The sequence below is a fragment of the Actinoplanes lutulentus genome (assembly GCF_003259845.1).
In the GTDB taxonomy this organism is placed as follows: domain Bacteria; phylum Actinomycetota; class Actinomycetes; order Mycobacteriales; family Micromonosporaceae; genus Actinoplanes; species Actinoplanes lutulentus.
In genome coordinates this window covers 166,413-181,961 of the sequence record NZ_QLMJ01000014.1, presented here as the reverse complement: position 1 = coordinate 181,961, position 15,549 = coordinate 166,413, and the positions used below count along the sequence as shown (strand labels likewise).

Annotated in this window: 13 protein-coding genes; 5 read left to right on the top strand and 8 right to left on the bottom strand. The window is 68.1% G+C overall.

Annotated elements, in window-relative coordinates; translation table 11 throughout:
• Positions 1-37: 37 nt before the first annotated feature.
• On the bottom strand, positions 38-166 hold the full coding sequence (locus tag B0I29_RS47525; protein ID WP_281270914.1) for a hypothetical protein: 129 nt from the start codon (positions 164-166) through the stop codon (positions 38-40).
• 159 nt (positions 167-325) lie between these two features.
• On the opposite strand from B0I29_RS47525, the gene B0I29_RS27660 reads away from it, so the two are divergent.
• Together B0I29_RS27660 and B0I29_RS27655 are read left to right on the top strand one after the other, a co-directional pair.
• Positions 326-2,719: a helicase-associated domain-containing protein gene (locus B0I29_RS27660; RefSeq protein WP_111652020.1), complete on the top strand. Its 2,394-nt coding sequence runs from the start codon at positions 326-328 to the stop codon at positions 2,717-2,719.
• A 139-nt stretch (positions 2,720-2,858) separates the two neighbouring features.
• Positions 2,859-4,520, top strand: coding sequence for a DNA repair helicase XPB (locus tag B0I29_RS27655; protein WP_111652019.1), 1,662 nt, complete (start codon positions 2,859-2,861; stop codon positions 4,518-4,520).
• Here the strand turns inward: B0I29_RS27655 and B0I29_RS27650 are convergent.
• The 7 genes from B0I29_RS27650 to ligD (B0I29_RS27620) form a co-directional block, all read right to left on the bottom strand.
• Positions 4,500-5,195, bottom strand: a complete 696-nt coding sequence (locus B0I29_RS27650; protein ID WP_181557995.1) for a GntR family transcriptional regulator — start codon at positions 5,193-5,195, stop codon at positions 4,500-4,502. The two genes, B0I29_RS27655 and B0I29_RS27650, sit on opposite strands and share 21 nt — an antisense overlap.
• Before the next feature lie 23 nt (positions 5,196-5,218).
• Positions 5,219-5,962, bottom strand: a complete 744-nt coding sequence (gene trpA, locus B0I29_RS27645; protein WP_111652018.1) for a tryptophan synthase subunit alpha — start codon at positions 5,960-5,962, stop codon at positions 5,219-5,221.
• Positions 5,959-7,116: a tryptophan synthase subunit beta gene (gene trpB, locus B0I29_RS27640; protein ID WP_111652017.1), complete on the bottom strand. Its 1,158-nt coding sequence runs from the start codon at positions 7,114-7,116 to the stop codon at positions 5,959-5,961. Before trpB ends, trpA begins: the two co-directional genes overlap by 4 nt.
• Positions 7,117-7,753: 637 nt before the next feature.
• Positions 7,754-9,181 (bottom strand): Ig-like domain-containing protein, encoded by a 1,428-nt coding sequence (locus B0I29_RS27635; protein ID WP_111652016.1) that lies wholly within the window; start codon positions 9,179-9,181, stop codon positions 7,754-7,756.
• Positions 9,181-10,617 (bottom strand): Ig-like domain-containing protein, encoded by a 1,437-nt coding sequence (locus B0I29_RS27630; RefSeq protein ID WP_146616898.1) that lies wholly within the window; start codon positions 10,615-10,617, stop codon positions 9,181-9,183. Before B0I29_RS27630 ends, B0I29_RS27635 begins: the two co-directional genes overlap by 1 nt.
• Before the next feature lie 53 nt (positions 10,618-10,670).
• Positions 10,671-11,591 (bottom strand): non-homologous end-joining DNA ligase, encoded by a 921-nt coding sequence (gene ligD / locus B0I29_RS27625; RefSeq protein WP_111652014.1) that lies wholly within the window; start codon positions 11,589-11,591, stop codon positions 10,671-10,673.
• Positions 11,581-12,522, bottom strand: a complete 942-nt coding sequence (gene ligD / locus B0I29_RS27620; protein ID WP_111652013.1) for a non-homologous end-joining DNA ligase — start codon at positions 12,520-12,522, stop codon at positions 11,581-11,583. The genes ligD (B0I29_RS27625) and ligD (B0I29_RS27620) overlap by 11 nt, the downstream gene beginning before the upstream one ends.
• Before the next feature lie 63 nt (positions 12,523-12,585).
• Here ligD (B0I29_RS27620) and ku point away from each other — a divergent pair, with 63 nt between their 5' ends.
• Genes ku through B0I29_RS27605 form a run of 3 tightly spaced genes read left to right on the top strand, consistent with a single transcriptional unit; the run spans position 12,586 to position 15,481 of the window.
• Entirely contained in the window at positions 12,586-13,587 is a 1,002-nt protein-coding gene (ku, locus tag B0I29_RS27615) for a non-homologous end joining protein Ku (RefSeq protein ID WP_111652012.1), read from the top strand.
• Between the two features lie 60 nt (positions 13,588-13,647).
• Positions 13,648-14,136 carry an NUDIX domain-containing protein gene (locus B0I29_RS27610; protein WP_111652011.1) on the top strand — a complete coding sequence of 163 codons (489 nt, stop codon included), beginning with the start codon at positions 13,648-13,650 and terminating at the stop codon, positions 14,134-14,136.
• A gap of 58 nt (positions 14,137-14,194) precedes the next feature.
• Positions 14,195-15,481 carry an MFS transporter gene (locus B0I29_RS27605; protein ID WP_111652010.1) on the top strand — a complete coding sequence of 429 codons (1,287 nt, stop codon included), beginning with the start codon at positions 14,195-14,197 and terminating at the stop codon, positions 15,479-15,481.
• The last annotated feature ends 68 nt before the right edge of the window (positions 15,482-15,549 follow it).

The following is a 15,549-nucleotide window of genomic DNA, read 5'->3' as shown; positions in this document are numbered from 1 at the left end:
TTCAGTGTCGGTGTCCAGGTCGAGGAGGCGGGCCGGATCAGTGCCCGGAGTTCTTCGCCACGTGCGGCTGGTATGTGAGGTTCTCCACCGGCAGCGGGAAGGTCTGGTCGTCACCGAACGGCGACGGGGCCGCGGCCCGGTCGGAAATCAGCTCGGAAACGTGCATTTGACCCTTCATGTCCACACCACGAGGGCCGCTGTGCTCCTTGACGGGCACCTGAGCACCCGGCTTGGCCTTCGACGCCACCTTGAGTCCTCCTCAGATCGGGGTCCGGCCACGCCCGGACCCACCACTATCGTCCCATGAACGTTAGCGTTGAAGACGATGGCCACCACATTCGCCGATCAACTACGGTCGCTGCCCGACGACGCCCTGGGCGCGCTCATCCAGCTGCGCCCCGACCTCGTCGTGCCGGTGCCCGCCGACATCTCGGCCCTCGCTGTACGCGCACAGTCGCGTAACTCGGTCGCCCGCTGCCTGGACGGGCTGGACGAGTTCACCCTGCTGATCCTGGACGCGGCTCGCTTGAGCCGTGCTACCGACACCGCGCTGACCTCGGTCGACGCGGTTCTCACGCTCACCGACGGGGTCGATCCCGAGGACGTGAAAGCCGCGATCGAGCGCCTCCGCGTCCGATTCCTGCTGCACGGCCCACCCGAGGCGCTGCAGGTGGTCGGAGCGGTCGACGAGGTCACCTCGCCGTACCCGGCCGGTCTCGGCCGGCCGGCCGACTTCCTGGACCCGGCCGCCGGCGCCCTCTGCGCCGACCGGGCGAAACTGCGGCGCACCGTGCTCGCCGCGCCCGCGGCGGCCCGCGCCGTGCTCGACCGACTGGCCGTGGGTCCCCCGATCGGGGCACTTTCCCGGACCGCGATCGACACGGCCGAGCCCGTTCGCTGGCTCGTCGACCAGCACATCCTGGTCCCGGTCTCGGAGGCCGGCCGCGCGCCGCGCCCGGACGGCGAGCTGGTCGAGCTACCCCGCGAGGTCGGCATGCTGCTGCGCCGCGACACCGGGCCGCTCGGCGCGCTGCGCCCGTTCCCGCCGCTGCCGGACGCACCGGTTCGCGACCGCAAGGCCGCCGACTCGGCCGGCGCCGGCCAGGTGATGGAGGCGGTACGCGCCACCGAGGCGATCCTCGAAGCGCTCGCCGCCGAAGCCGCTCCGGTGCTCCGCGCCGGTGGCCTGGGCGTACGCGACCTGAAACGGCTCGCCAAGGCCGCCGGTGTCGACGAGCCCGGCGCCGCCCTGCTGATCGAGATCGCGTACGCGTCCGGCCTGCTCGGCGAGTCCGAGGTGAACGCCCGCAGCACCAACGGGGCTGCTCAGGACGTGTTCCTGCCGACCGGGGCGTACGACCTGTGGCGGGCCACCGGCGTGGCGACCCGATGGGCCACGCTGGTCCGGTCCTGGCTTGCGATGACCCGGCAGCCCGGCCTGGTCGGCCGCCGCGACGAGCGGGACCGCCCGATCAACCCGCTCGCGCCGGACGCCGAGCGGGCCGGCGCGCCGCAGGCCCGGCGGGAGGCGCTGGACGCCCTGGCCGACCTGGAGCAGGGCGCCGCGCCCTCGGTCGACGACCTGCTCGCGCTGCTCGCCTGGCAGACGCCACGGCGGTCGCGGGGCCGGGAGGTGGCGCACCGGGACGCGTACTTCGGGGCGGCGCTGCTCGGTGTGACCGGGCTGAACGCCGTCACGTCGTACTCTCGGCTGCTCCTGGCCGATCCGGAGGCGGACGAGACCGACCCGCTGGGGTTGCACCCGGCGGAGGCCCCGGCCGACGCCGTGCGCGCCCTGGACGTGATGCTGCCCGCGCCGGTCGACCATCTGCTGGTCCAGGCCGACCTGACAGTGGTGGTGCCCGGGCCGCCGGAACCGGAGCTCGCCGCCGATCTGGACGCGGTCGCCGAGCCGGAGTCAGCCGGTGGCGCGAGCGTGTTCCGGGTCACACCGGCGAGCGTGCGGCGTGCCCTCGACATCGGGTACCGCGCCGACGACCTGCACACCCTGTTCCGCCGCCGGTCCCGGACGCCGGTGCCGCAGACGCTGACGTACCTGATCGACGACACCGCCCGTAAGCACGGCGGCCTGCGCAGCGGATCCGCCGGGTCATACCTGCGCAGCGACGACGAGGCGCTGCTCACCGAGGTGCTCGGCGACAAGCGGCTGATCCCGGTCGACCTGCGCCGGATCGCGCCGACCGTACTGGTCAGCCCGCGTCCGGTGGCCCGGCTGCTGGGCGCGCTGCGGGACGCCGGCTATGCCCCGGTCGCCGAGGACGCCGGGGGCACGATGGTGCTCACCCGGCCCAAGGCTCGGCGGGCGCCAAGCCGTACCCCAAGAATCGCCGAACCGCTGGGGCCGCCTCTCCTGGCTGGACCGCGACTGGCTGGCGTGGTTGAACAACTCCGCCGCGGCGACATCGCGACGCGCGCGGCGCGGCGCGCGCCGGTGACCGTCCGCGCGGCGCAGGGCCAGGCAGTGCCGGGACTCACCGCGGTGCAGCAGCACAGCCAGGCCATGGCGGTGCTTCAGCAGGCGGTCCGGGACAAGGTCAAGGTCTGGGTCGGGTACGTGGACTCGCACGGCGCCACCCTGTCCCGCCTGGTCAAACCCGTCTCGATAAGCGCGGGATATCTCCGTGCCGAGGACGAGCGAGGCGAGAGCCTGCACACGTTCGCCCTGCATCGGATCACCGCGGCGGTCACCGAGGAGTGAGCTGTTTCTGCCGGGCCGTGCACCCCCGTATTCGCACACGGCCCGGCAATCTATACACGCTCGAGAGCTCTGGAATGTTGCACTCAATTTCCGTGGCAGACTGGAGGGTCGGCTTTTCCGCAGTACGGAAGGTGTACGAGTGAGCTCCGGACCACTGATCGTGCAGTCGGACAAGACCCTGCTTCTGGAGGTGGACCATCCCGACGCGCAAGCGTGCCGGATGGCGATCGCACCCTTCGCCGAGCTGGAACGCTCGCCGGAGCACGTGCACACCTATCGGCTGACCCCGCTCGGGTTGTGGAACTCCCGGGCAGCCGGCCACGACGCTGAGAGCGTGGTCGACGCCCTGATCAAATACTCGCGGTACCCGGTGCCGCACGCGCTGCTTGTCGACATCGCCGAGACGATGGATCGGTACGGCCGCCTCCAGCTCGTCAACGACCCGGTGCACGGCCTGGTGCTGCGCGGCCTCGACCGGATCGTGCTGGTCGAGGTGGCGAAATCGAAGAAGCTGGCCGGCATGCTCGGCAACCGGATCGACGACGAGACGATCGCGGTGCACGGGTCCGAGCGCGGCCGCCTCAAGCAGGCGCTGCTCAAGCTCGGCTGGCCGGCGGAGGACCTGGCCGGTTACGTGGACGGCGAGGCGCACGAGATCGACCTGGCACAGGACGGCTGGACGCTGCGGTCCTACCAGCAGGAAGCGGTGGACGGCTTCTGGGCGGGTGGCTCCGGGGTCGTGGTGCTGCCCTGTGGCGCCGGCAAGACGCTTGTCGGCGCGGCCGCGATGGCGACCGCGAAGGCCACCACGCTGATCCTGGTGACGAACACGGTCGCCGGCCGGCAGTGGAAACGCGAGCTGGTGGCCCGCACCTCGCTCACCGAGGACGAGATCGGCGAGTACAGCGGCGAGCGCAAGGAGATCCGCCCGGTCACCATCGCGACGTACCAGGTGCTGACGTCACGCCGGGGCGGCGCCTTCACCCACCTGGACCTCTTCGGCGCCCGCGACTGGGGCCTGGTGATCTACGACGAGGTGCACCTGCTGCCCGCGCCGATCTTCCGGTTCACCGCTGACCTGCAGGCCCGCCGCCGGCTCGGCCTCACCGCCACGCTGGTTCGCGAGGACGGCCGCGAGGGCGACGTCTTCTCGCTGATCGGCCCCAAGCGTTACGACGCGCCGTGGAAGGACATCGAGTCGCAGGGCTGGATCGCACCGGCCGAGTGCGTCGAGGTCCGGGTCACCCTCACCGACGCGGAGCGCATGTCGTACGCGGTGACAGAGGCCGAGGAGCGTTACCGGGTGGCGGCGTCCGCCCGGACGAAACTGCCAGTGGTGAAAGCCCTGATCGAAAAGCACCCGGACGAGCAGATCCTGGTCATCGGCGGTTTCCTCGACCAGCTGCACGAGCTTGGCGAATACCTGGATGCCCCGATCGTGCAGGGCTCCACGACGAACAAGGAGAGGGAACGCCTCTTCGACGCGTTCCGGGACGGTTCGCTGCGGACGCTGGTCCTGTCGAAAGTCGGCAACTTCTCGATCGACCTGCCCGAGGCGGCAGTGGCGATCCAGGTCTCCGGCACGTTCGGCTCCCGGCAGGAGGAAGCACAGCGGCTCGGCCGGGTGCTGCGGCCCAAGGGCGACGGGCGGCAGGCGCACTTCTACACGGTCGTCTCCCGGGACACGATCGACACCGAGTACGCGGCGCACCGGCAGCGGTTTCTGGCTGAGCAGGGGTACGCGTACAAGATCGTCGACGCCGACGACGTCCTGGGCCCGTCACTGCCCCAGGTCGACTGAGCTTCCCCACTGGAGTGAGAGGCGGGTGGCGGCCCGCTCCGCACGGATCTCCAGGAGATCGCCGAGGATGATCGCCCGGTCCTCGACCAGGATCTCCTCGTTGATGCCGAAGGTGGTGCGTTCGCTGACGAAGATCGGGCTGCCGGTCTCTCGCTCCAGATGGACGGCACTCTCGGCGGGAAGCAGGCCCGGCACGATCCGTTCGGAGGCTCTGGCGATGGTCACGCCCGCCTTGTCCAGAGCTTCATAAAGCGAGATATATCGGAAATCTTCCCTTTTAACGTCCACGGGGGCCGCGATCTTGGACGTCTGGTGGATCGCCGGACGGCCGTCCAGGATCCGGAGCCGTTCCAGGACGCCGCCCGCGTTGTTCAGAACCACTGTCGTCACCTCGTGGCCCTGTTCCCGCAGGTCCTCGACGAAACTGCGCAGCGTGTCCACCCGATAAGCGGCCTGCGCCGGGGTCACAAAGGTGCCCCGGCCGGCCTGCTGGACGATCAGTCCTTCGTTCGTGAGCTGCTGGAGGGCCTGGCGCAGCGTCATCAGCGTCACGCCGTAACTGGCGCTGAGCTCCCGCTGCGCCGGCAACGCGTCGCCGGGCCGGTAAACGCCGCCGCGGATCTTCTCAGCCAGGTCGGCGGCGATCCGCTGATAGGCCGGCACCCGATCCGCCATGGTCCTCCTGTCACGATCCCTTTTCAGACCGTCACAGTATCGAGGGCTCTCCGGAACTCGCTGAGGACGGCACCCATCTCCTCCGGGTCCCCACCGTCGAGGATCTTCCGCATCAGGGCGGCACCGATCACCACGCCGTCACTGACCTCGGCCGCGGCGGCCGCATGCTCCGGCCGGGAGATCCCGAAAGCCAGCAGAATCGGCTGGTCGGTGAGTTTCCGCAGCTCCCCGGCGAGCTTGATGCCGGCGTCGGCCACCTGGTCACGTTCGCCGGTCGTACCCATGACGGAGATCGCGTAGACGAAGCCGCGACTGCGGGAAGCGATCTCGGCGAGCCGGTCGGGTGCGGTGACCGGCGAGGCCAGCAGGGTGAGGTCGACGCCATGCTTGATCGCCGCCTCGGAGAGCGTGCCGGCCTCGTCGAGGGGAAGGTCCGGCACGATGAGGCCGCTGATGCCGGCCGCGGCGAGTTCCGCGCAGAAGCGATCGGCTCCCTTGTGGAGGACAAGGTTGTAGTAGGTCATCGCAATCAGCGGGATATTTATCTTTATATCGGTCAAATCATCGAGGATCTTGGCGACAGTGGCTCCACGGCTCAGCGCGAGATCGGAAGCCTCCTGGATCGTCGGCCCGTCCAGAATCGGATCGGAGAACGGCAACCCGATCTCGATCGCGTCCGCTCCGCTGCGTTCGTACTCCTCCAGGTACCGCGTCCAGTCCGGCCGGATCCCACCGGTCAGATAGGGGACCAGCATCTTCTTCCTCATGACGCCTCCATCAGGGTCGCGACGTCCTTGTCACCTCGGCCGGAGAGCGTGACGAGGACCGTGCAGAACGGCGGCAACTCACCGGATTCGGCCGCGCGGATCACCCACGCGATCGCATGCGCCGACTCCAGAGCCGGCAAGATCCCTTCGGTACGCGCAAGCCGGTGCACAGCCGGAATAACCTCGTCGTCGCCGACCATGACGTACCGGGCCCGCCCGATGTCGTTGAGGTACGCGTGCTCCGGCCCGACACCCGGGTAATCCAGCCCCGGCGCGACCGAATGCGCCTCGCTGACCTGCCCGTTCTCGTCCTGAAGCAGATACGACCGGAACCCGTGCAGCACACCGGTCTGCCCCGAGGCCACCGCCGCCCCACCAGCAGCCTCCACCCCGATCAGCCGCGCGTTCGTGTCCGCGAACCCAGCGAACGTCCCCGCCGCATTCGACCCGCCACCCACGCAGGCGACGACAAAATCCGGAATCCCGGCGCTCAGCTCGGCCGCGCACTGCCCCCGAGCCTCATCGCCGATGACCCGCTGAAATTCACGAACCATCCATGGGTACGGGTGAGGCCCCATCACCGAACCGAGGCAATAGTGGGCCTCGTCGACACAGGTGACCCACTGCCGCAGAGCCTCGCTGGTGGCGTCCTTGAGCGTGCGGCTGCCACCGGTGACCGGCACGACCTCGGCGCCGAGCATCTTCATCCGATAGACGTTGAGCGCCTGCCGCTCGATGTCTTTCTCTCCCATGTAGACCGTGACTCCGAGCCCGAGCAGCGCACCGGCGGTCGCGGTAGCCACACCGTGCTGCCCGGCCCCGGTCTCGGCGAGGAGCCGGGTCTTACCCATCCGCTGAGCCAGCAGCGCCTGCCCGAGCACATTGTTGATTTTGTGAGAGCCGGTATGCGCCAGATCCTCGCGCTTGAGCAGCACGTTGATCCCGAGCTCGGCCGACAGCCGCCAGGCCGGGGTGAGCGCGGTAGGCCGACCGGCATAAACAGTCAGCAGCCGATCCAGATCACGGCGAAAACGCGGGTCAGCCCAGGCGTCCCGGAACGCTTCCTCAAGCTCAGCACAGGCCGGAATCAGCGACTCGGGTACAAACCGGCCGCCGTAGTCCCCAAAGCGCCCGAGCTCCCCCGGCTCCACCATGACCCCACCAGAAGGCAACACAAGTTCCGACACAACCCACCCCCACAGTTCTAGAACTCCACTGTTCTAGAACAGTCTCACAACGCAGCCCCCAGAGCAACCACCAAACCCCCACCCCGCACCGCACCCCGACACCGCGCACGCCCACACCGCGCAGCACCCCCGCGCCGCACGCCGCGCCGCACGCCCGCGCCGCACGCCGCATCGTCCGGCCCGGCCCGGCGGCAGCCCGCGATGTTGAGCGATTTTCTACAGCGGGGCGTCAACAATCGCTCAAGATCTGCAGGAGGCGCGGCGGCCACAGCAACCCGAGGCATTCAACGAGAGCAACTACCGCTCACACCCCGCGGACCTTGTGAGTTTGTGGTCGGCCGAGCGGCGCAACCGCACAAGATCGGGATAGGGCGGGCGCGGGCGTCACGGCAATGACTCACTCAGGTCGCGATCACGAGGCGAGTCACCGTGACAGCGTTGCCGACGCGGTACGCCAGAAACGCCTGCCGAGGCCCGAACCCCGGCCGCAGAACCCGGACGGGCACGCCGACCATCAACAAACCGCAAAAAGCACCGCGAAGAAGGCCCGCCCAGAGGTGGCTCCCTCGCAGCTCAAGGTGCGAGGGAGCCTGACCTCAGAACGTCATTTGCGGTACCACGTGCGGGTCGACGTGGTCGTCACGTTGCCCGTTTTGTCGTACGCACGCAGTTGGATCTTGATCTTCTTGCCGTATTTCTTGGTGTTGACCGAGAACTTGTACGCCGCCTTCTTGTCGACGGCGACCACCTTGCCGTTGACCAGCAGCTCGACCCGCGCGACGCCGTTCTTGTCGCTCGCCGAGGCCGTGATCTTCACGGTGCCCTTGACCTTCGCCTTGTTCTTCGGCGCCTTGGTCACCTTCAGCGAGGCCTTGGTGTTGTCGACGATCACGGTTCGCCGGACCACTGTCGGGTTGCCCGCGCGGTCCCAGACGGTCCAGGTCAGCGTCCGCTTCCCGTCCTTGCCGGCCGCGATCGTCGAGCTGAAGGGCGCCGAGCGGTCCACGCCCGCGCCGGACAGCTGCGCCTGCAGCAGGCCGGACGGGTCGGTGGCCGTGACGGTGCTGGTCAGCTTGCTGCCACGGATCAACTTGCCGTTGGCAGGGGCGACGGACTTGATGCTCGGGCCGGTGTTGTCGACGACGATGCTGTACTTCCGGCTGGCGGTGTTGCCGGCCAGATCCCAGGCCTTCACCTCGACGGCGGCCGCGCGGTTCAGGCTGCCGCTGTTCCACTGCCCGGTCGTGGAGACGAGCTTTCCGTCCACCCAGAACTCGGTACGCCGGATCGAGGTCTCGTCGGAGATCGACGCCTCGAACCGGCCGGAGCCGCCGGCACGCCCGCTGGGCACCTGGAGAGTTCCCGAGCCCCACGTCCGGTCCCAGCGCAGGCCGCCGATCACCGGCGCCTCGTTGTCGACGTGGTACACCGTATGGAAGCCCTGCTCGTTACCGGCCTGGTCGGTCAGCATGATCACCGGGTAATCGGCCTGACCGGCCGTGTCCCAGACGAGCGTCGGCGAGGTCCCGGCGAATCGGCCCAGCTCACGCTTGGTGTCCCGCTCGATCAGCGTGGCCGACGTGACATCACCCGACACACCGCTGAGTGTAATCGTGGCCTTGCCGCGCAGCGCTGAACCCAGCTTCGGGCTGAACGTCGCGGTCGGCAGATCCTGGTCGAGGAAGACCGACGTGGTCGACGTGCCGACGTTGCCGGCCGCGTCGAACGCCTTGACGGTGAGGTCCACCATCGGCCCGCGCAACCCTGCCAGGTACGGCCGCAGCGTGACGGTCGTCCACGTTCCGTCGGGGGTGCCGGCCAACCGGATCCGCCCGGACCAGATCTCGACCCGGACCACGGCGACGTCGTCGCTGACCGTCGAGGTGATGGTCGGCTGCACACCGATGAGCCCTGCGGTGATCCCACTGTCCACAACGGTCGGCGAGATGTCGTCAGCGAATGCCGGCGTACCACCGGCGAGGATCAGAGTCCCGCTGATCGCGGCGGCGGCGGCAATACGCAGCGGCCCCATCAGCGGTACCAGGTACGGATCGATGTCTTGGTCACGTTGCCCGCCTTGTCGTACGCACGCAGTTGGATCTTGATCTTCTTGCCGTATTTCTTGGTGTTGATCGAGAACTTGTACGCCGCCTTCTTGTCGACAGCGACCACCTTGCCGTTGACCAGCAGCTCGACCCGCGCGACGCCGTTCTTGTCGCTCGCCGAGGCCCTGACCTTCACGGTTCCCTTGACCTTCGCCTTGTTCTTCGGCGCTTTGGTCACCTTCAGAGACGGCTTCTGGCTGTCAACGATCACCGTCCGCCGAACGGTCGTCCCATTACCGAAACGGTCGTAGGCAACCCAGACTATGGACTGCTTACCATCCGCCGTGAACAGGGCTTTCGAGCCGCAGATCGGTTTGCAGTCGAGATAGCCGGTGGCGTTGTTGAGCAGCAGAGCAGTCGTCTCGGGGTGAGCGTCGGCCACCCGGATCGAAGTCGGAATCGACCGCCCGCGAACGAGAGTGCCGGACTTCGGTGAGAGCCAAGTGACCGTCGGCCCGGTCGCGTCCACAGTCACCGTCCGGGTGATCGAGGAAGCATTGCCGAGCTTGTCCCAGGCTTTGATCGTCACAGCGGCGATCCGGCTTTTCCCACCGAAGTCGTGACTGTAATTCTCGGTGGTGGCCCGGCGGACGCCGTCCACCCACCACTCGAGGCGGGCTGTACCGGACAGGTCGCGCCCGTGCGCGTAGAGATGAGTGGTGCCCGGTCCCACGACATCCGGGAACTCGAATGTCCTGACCTCGGGCCCGGCGTTGTCGACGAGATAGTCGTATCGGTAGTCGAAAAAGTTGCCCGCGCGGTCGGTCACCCGGATCGTCATCCGGGTCTCCCCACTCACCTGCCCCGGGAATTTCCGGGTGTCCCAGGGAAGCGTCCACGGTGCGGCATTCGCCCGGCTGACCTCCTTGTCCTCCCAGATCAGCGCGACCTGAACGACATCGCTGGACACCTTCGAGAACTGGATCGACGTCATGCCATGCAGCTTCGCGCCGTCATCGGGCGTGAACACAGCACCCGGAAGCGCCGTGTCGATACGCACGCGGGTCGTCAGCACGCCGACGTTACGGGCGTGGTCAGTCGCGCGGACGGTGAGATTCACGTCCATGCCGTTGAACGCGGTGCTCGGAGAGAATCGAAGTCCCCCGGTCGCGATCTCGTCGGGCCAGGCCGAGCCCTGGCCCTCCCCGTTGATCAGGACGTCGACCCTGAGGACCCCGACGTCGTCGCTGAAGGTGGGATGGAGCGTGACAAAGTGTCCGAGAAGCTGGCCCTCGCTGACACCGGTGGCGGTGACCACCGGCGCTGTGGTGTCGACGATCTCGTCGGCGACCGCTGGGCCGGCCGCAGTAAGAATCAGTGAACTGCAAAGCGCCGCGGCGACCGCGGTCCGCAACAACTTCAAAGTGGCTCCCCCGCCGATGAAATCCGCGGCGGAGCTTAACTCCTGTTGATCAACTAAGTCGATGTCCGAATGGGCACTTCCGGGCCAGGTGTGAGCAGGTCGGTCAGCAGATCGCCGTGCTCCTCGGCCCGCTCCAGCACCTCACCCGCCCCGAACTGCCGCGCCTCGGACTCCCCGGTCGCCATCGCGATCACCTCGTCCCAGGTCAGCGGCGCCGACGCTGTCGGTTTCGCGCCAGCTCGCAGCGAGTACGGCGTCACCGTCGTCTTCGCCGCCGCGTTCTGACTCCAGTCGATGAAGATCTTGCCAGGCCTGACGGCCTTGGCCATCTTCGCGGTGATCGAGCTCGGGACCATCGCCGCCAGCTCTTCCGCAACCCTTCGTGCGTACGCGGAAACGACCTCAGCATCCTGTGCCCCCGAGATCGGACAGCAGAGTTGCATCCCCTTTTTCCCCGAGGTCTTCGGATAGGCGGTGATGCCGTCCTCCCCGAGCCGATCCCGCATCAGCGTCGCGACGGCGCAGCACTCCTTCAGCCCAGCGGGCGCACCCGGGTCGAGGTCGACGACGAGCAGATCCGGTTCCGCACCGACCCGCCACTGCGGGGTGTGCAGTTCGATAGCGGCCAGATTCGCCAGCCAGACAAGGGTGGGCAGGTCGTCGACGACCACGAACTCGATCGTCTCCCGGCTCTTCGTCGACCCGGGTACGGGCAGCGTCTCCAGCCGGACCCAGTCGGGCGTACCCCCGGGTTTGTTCTTCTCGAAGAAGTGGATGTCCTCGACGCCGTTGGGGAAGCGGATCCGGGTGGCCGCCCGGCCGCGCAGGTGCGGCAGCATGACCGGTGCGATCCGGGTGTAGTAATCGATCACTTCGCCTTTGGTGAATCCGGCGGCCGGGTACATCAGCTTGTCGAGGTTGGACAGCTCGACGTCGCGGCCCTCGATGGTCACCAGGAACCGTTCACTCTTCATCGTCGGCACACTCCGCTGGCGTCTTGTCGTCGCGCAGCCGCAGAAACCGGGGGAACCTCAGCCGGCGATCGGGAGTCCGGTTGCCAAACTTGATCTCGGCCACCAGTTCCGGGCGTACCCAATTGGCTCCTCGCGAATCCTCGCGCGGGACCGCGCCCGGCGCGAAAGGCGAATCGCCGGAGGCGATCGGCTCGAGCCGGGCCAGAAGCTCTTTCTCGGCGGCCGCGCCGATGCCGCCGCCGACCCGGCCACGGAACGCCAGACCGTCAGCGGTGGGTACGCCGACCAGCAGGCCGCCGAGTTTGCGGGCGCCGGGACGCCAGCCGCCGATCACGTAGTCGCCGGTCTGGTCGAACTTCACCTTGATCCAGTCGGTTGACCGGCGGCCGGGCAGGTAGACCGAATCTGATCGTTTCGCCATGACGCCTTCGAGCCGGTTCTCCCGGGCGGCGTCGGCCGTCGCCTGCCCGTCGCCGAAGGACGGCGGCACCATCCAGCGCTCCTCGTTCAGCCCGAGCTCCTCGAGCCGCTCCCGGCGAGCCAGATAGGGCAGCCCGGTTTGGTCCATGCCGTCGAGAAAAAGCAGATCAAAGATCATGTACGTGACCGGGAGGCTCGCCGCGAGCCGGGCCGCCCGTGGCTTGTCCCGGACGTGCATCCGCTCGGCGAGCGCGGTGAACGACGGCCGGCCGGCCGCGTCGAGGACCACCATCTCGCCGTCGAGAAGGGTGCCCTCCGGCAGGTGCAAGTCGGCTATTTCCGGGTATGCCGGGGTGACCACCGCGCCCGAGCGCGCAAAAAGGTCCGTCGGGCCGCCACCGAACAGGGCCAGGACGCGAACGCCGTCCCACTTGAACTCGTAGCTCCACTCCGGCCCCACCGGCAGCGGGCCCGCCGTCGCGAGCATCGGCGACAGGGGTGGACCCGGCATCTGATCACCATAGGCAGAAGCAATCACCTTACGCAGGCGTCCCAGTAATGCGATTCTGAGAACATGCGAGCGATCTGGAAAGGCGCTGTCTCGTTCGGCCTGGTGTCGATCGCCGTCAAGCTGTACTCGGCGACCGAGGAGAAAGACATCCGCTTCCACCAGGTGCATCGCACCGACGGTGGTCGCATCAAGTACCAGCGCACCTGCTCGGTCGACGGCGAAGTGGTCAGCTACGACGACATCGCCAAGGGGTACGACATCGGCGGCGGCGAAATGGTGATCTTGACGGACGAGGACTTCGCCGAGCTCCCGCTCAGCACGTCGCGAGCCATTGACGTCCTGGAATTCGTTCCGGCCGAACAGATCGACCCGATTCTTTTCGCCAAGTCGTACTATCTCGAACCCGAGGGCCAGGCCGCGAAGCCCTACATCCTGCTCCGTGACGCGCTGCGCGACGCCGATCGGGTCGCCATCGTCAAGATCGCGATCCGGCAGCGGGAGCAGCTCGCCACCCTGCGGGTCCGCGACGACGTGCTGATCCTGAACACCATGATGTGGCCCGACGAGGTGCGTACCCCGGACTTCGGGTTCCTCGACGACGACATCGAGACCCGCCCGGCCGAGCTGGCGATGGCGAGCTCGCTGATCGACTCGATGGCGGGCAGCTTCAACGCCGAGGACTTCACCGACAACTACCGGGCCGCGCTCCAGGAAGTCATCGACGCCAAGGTCGAAGGCCGCGAGGTCGTGCAGCCGGAAGAGGCCGAGGAGGCGCCGGCGGCGGCGATCGACCTGATGGCGGCGCTCAAGGCCTCCGTCGAACGCGCGCGCAAGGCGCGCGATTCCTCGGGTACGCCTTCGTCAGCATCCGCTTCGAAGTCTGAATCCGCGGCGAAGGCTGAATCCGCGGCGAAGGCTGAATCCGCTTCGAAGTCGGCGCCGGCCAAGAAGACCGCGGCCGCGAAAAAGGCCGCCCCCGCGGCGAAGAAGGCCGCCCCGGCCAAGAAGACCACCGCTGCGAGAAAATCCACGGCCGCCGAGAAGCCCGCCAAGAAGTCCGCATGACTACGCTCGGTCCATGGGATTTGCATGGGTTCCGGGCATCCTCGGTCGTGAGGTGGTCCGGTGTCGCTGACGTGGGCAGAGTCTTACCTCGGGCGGGTGCGCGCGAGCGTCGGTGACACCGACACGATCTTCTTCGTCGGGGCACGGACCGTGCTCCTCGACGACCAGAACCGGCTGCTGCTGATCCAGCGCTCCGACAACCACCGCTGGGCGATCCCGGCCGGGGCGATGGAGCTCGGCGAGAGCATGGAGCAGTGCGCGGTCCGTGAGCTCTGGGAGGAGACCGGGCTGACGGCCACCTCGCTCACGCCGTACGCGTTCTACACGGCGTATACGTACACGAACGATTTCGGTCACACGTACCAACAGGTTTTGATGACCTTCGTGGTCCACTCCTGGGAGGGTGAGCTGCTCCGGGAGACCGAGGAGAGCGTGGACGCGGGCTTCTTCGCCCTCGACGAGCTGCCCGGGCAGAAGTCTCTGGTGATCGAGGAGGCCCTGGCCGACCTGGAGGAGTTCGGCAAGACCGGCCGGCTCGTCATGAAGTGAACGCCATGACGTAAATCGCGGTGCGAGACAGGGGTGTCCCAGGGCAGGATGGCCCCTCGTGACCGACCGTAAGCGCCTCCTGGACCTGGCTCCGTTACGCACGTCCCGGGACTTCCGGTTCGTCTTCATCGCCGGCGTCGTGACGAGTTTCGGCTCGTTCATCAGCTACGTCACCATCCCGTACCAGGTGGCGAAGCTGACCGATGACCCGCTCATGGTCGGGTTGATCGGTGTCTGCGAGCTCGTACCGATCCTGATCATGGCGTTCGTCGGTGGTGCGCTCGCCGATTACATCGACCGGCGGCTGCTGGTTCGCGGTGCCGAGCTGGCACTCGCCGCGATCTGCGGCATCCTGCTGATCAACTCGCTCTCCGACGAGCCGCACCTGTGGCTGCTCTACATCGCCGCGTTCCTGACCGCAGCGGTGGCCGGCCTGCAGCGGCCTGCCCTGGAGTCGATGATTCCGCGCCTGGTGAAACCGGAACAGTTGCCGGCGACCATGTCGCTGCAGTCGCTCGGCGCCCAGTTCGCGCAGCTCCTCGGCATGCCCCTGGCCGGCATCCTGGTCGCCAACTTCGACCTGGCCTGGGTGTACGCGTTCGACCTGCTCACGTTCGCCGTGTCGCTGGTCTGCCTGACCCTGGTCAAGGCCGTCCCGCCGCCGCCGGCCGCCGACCGCCCGTCGCTGTCCAGCGTCGTCACCGGCCTGCGTTATGCCAGGTCCCGCCCCGAGCTGCTCGGCACGTACCTGGTCGACATCAACGCGATGTTCTTCGGGATGCCGTCCGCGCTCTACCCGTTCCTGGCGAACAAGCTCGGCGGCCCCAGCGTGCTCGGCCTGCTCTACGCCGCGCCGGCCGTCGGGTCGCTGATCGCCACGTTCGGCTCCGGCTGGACCTCCCGGGTGCACCGGCACGGCCTCATGGTTCTGGTCGCGGCCGGTTTCTGGGGTGTCGGCATCATCGGCGTAGGCCTCTCCGGCACCCTCTGGCTGACCCTGCTCTGCCTGGCCTTCGCCGGCGCCGCCGACATGATCTCCGGCATCTTCCGCATGATCATGTGGAACCAGACCATCCCCGACCACCTGCGCGGACGCCTGGCCGGCATCGAGATGCTCTCGTACACCACCGGCCCACTGGCCGGCCAGCTCCGAGCCGGCCTGATGGCCCGCACATCCCTGGGCATCGGCGGCGCGATCTGGGTCGGCGGCGTCCTCTGCGTGGCCGGCAGCTTCGCCCTGGCCGCGGCACTCCCCAAGCTGGTTCGCTACAACGGCAAGGACGGCATGGCCCTGAAGAAGGCCGCCGACGACGAGTGGGCCGCCACCGCCGCCTCCCGCTCCTGAGGAAGACCGGCGCGGCGGGAATTGGCGGCCGACCGGGAGAGGACCGGCCGGCCGCGAGCCGTGCGTCC

Coding starts and splice junctions, on each gene's coding strand:
- B0I29_RS47525 (WP_281270914.1), bottom strand. CDS start 166: ATGCACGTTTCCGAGCTGATTTCCGACCGGGCCGCGGCCCCGTCGCCG.
- trpB (WP_111652017.1), bottom strand. CDS start 7,116: ATGGTGGAGCCGGGGGAGCTCGGGCGCTTTGGGGACTACGGCGGCCGG.
- ligD (WP_111652013.1), bottom strand. CDS start 12,522: ATGCCGGGTCCACCCCTGTCGCCGATGCTCGCGACGGCGGGCCCGCTG.
- ku (WP_111652012.1), top strand. CDS start 12,586: ATGCGAGCGATCTGGAAAGGCGCTGTCTCGTTCGGCCTGGTGTCGATC.
- B0I29_RS27660 (WP_111652020.1), top strand. CDS start 326: ATGGCCACCACATTCGCCGATCAACTACGGTCGCTGCCCGACGACGCC.
- B0I29_RS27650 (WP_181557995.1), bottom strand. CDS start 5,195: ATGGCGGATCGGGTGCCGGCCTATCAGCGGATCGCCGCCGACCTGGCT.
- trpA (WP_111652018.1), bottom strand. CDS start 5,962: ATGAGGAAGAAGATGCTGGTCCCCTATCTGACCGGTGGGATCCGGCCG.
- B0I29_RS27635 (WP_111652016.1), bottom strand. CDS start 9,181: ATGGGGCCGCTGCGTATTGCCGCCGCCGCCGCGATCAGCGGGACTCTG.
- ligD (WP_111652014.1), bottom strand. CDS start 11,591: ATGAAGAGTGAACGGTTCCTGGTGACCATCGAGGGCCGCGACGTCGAG.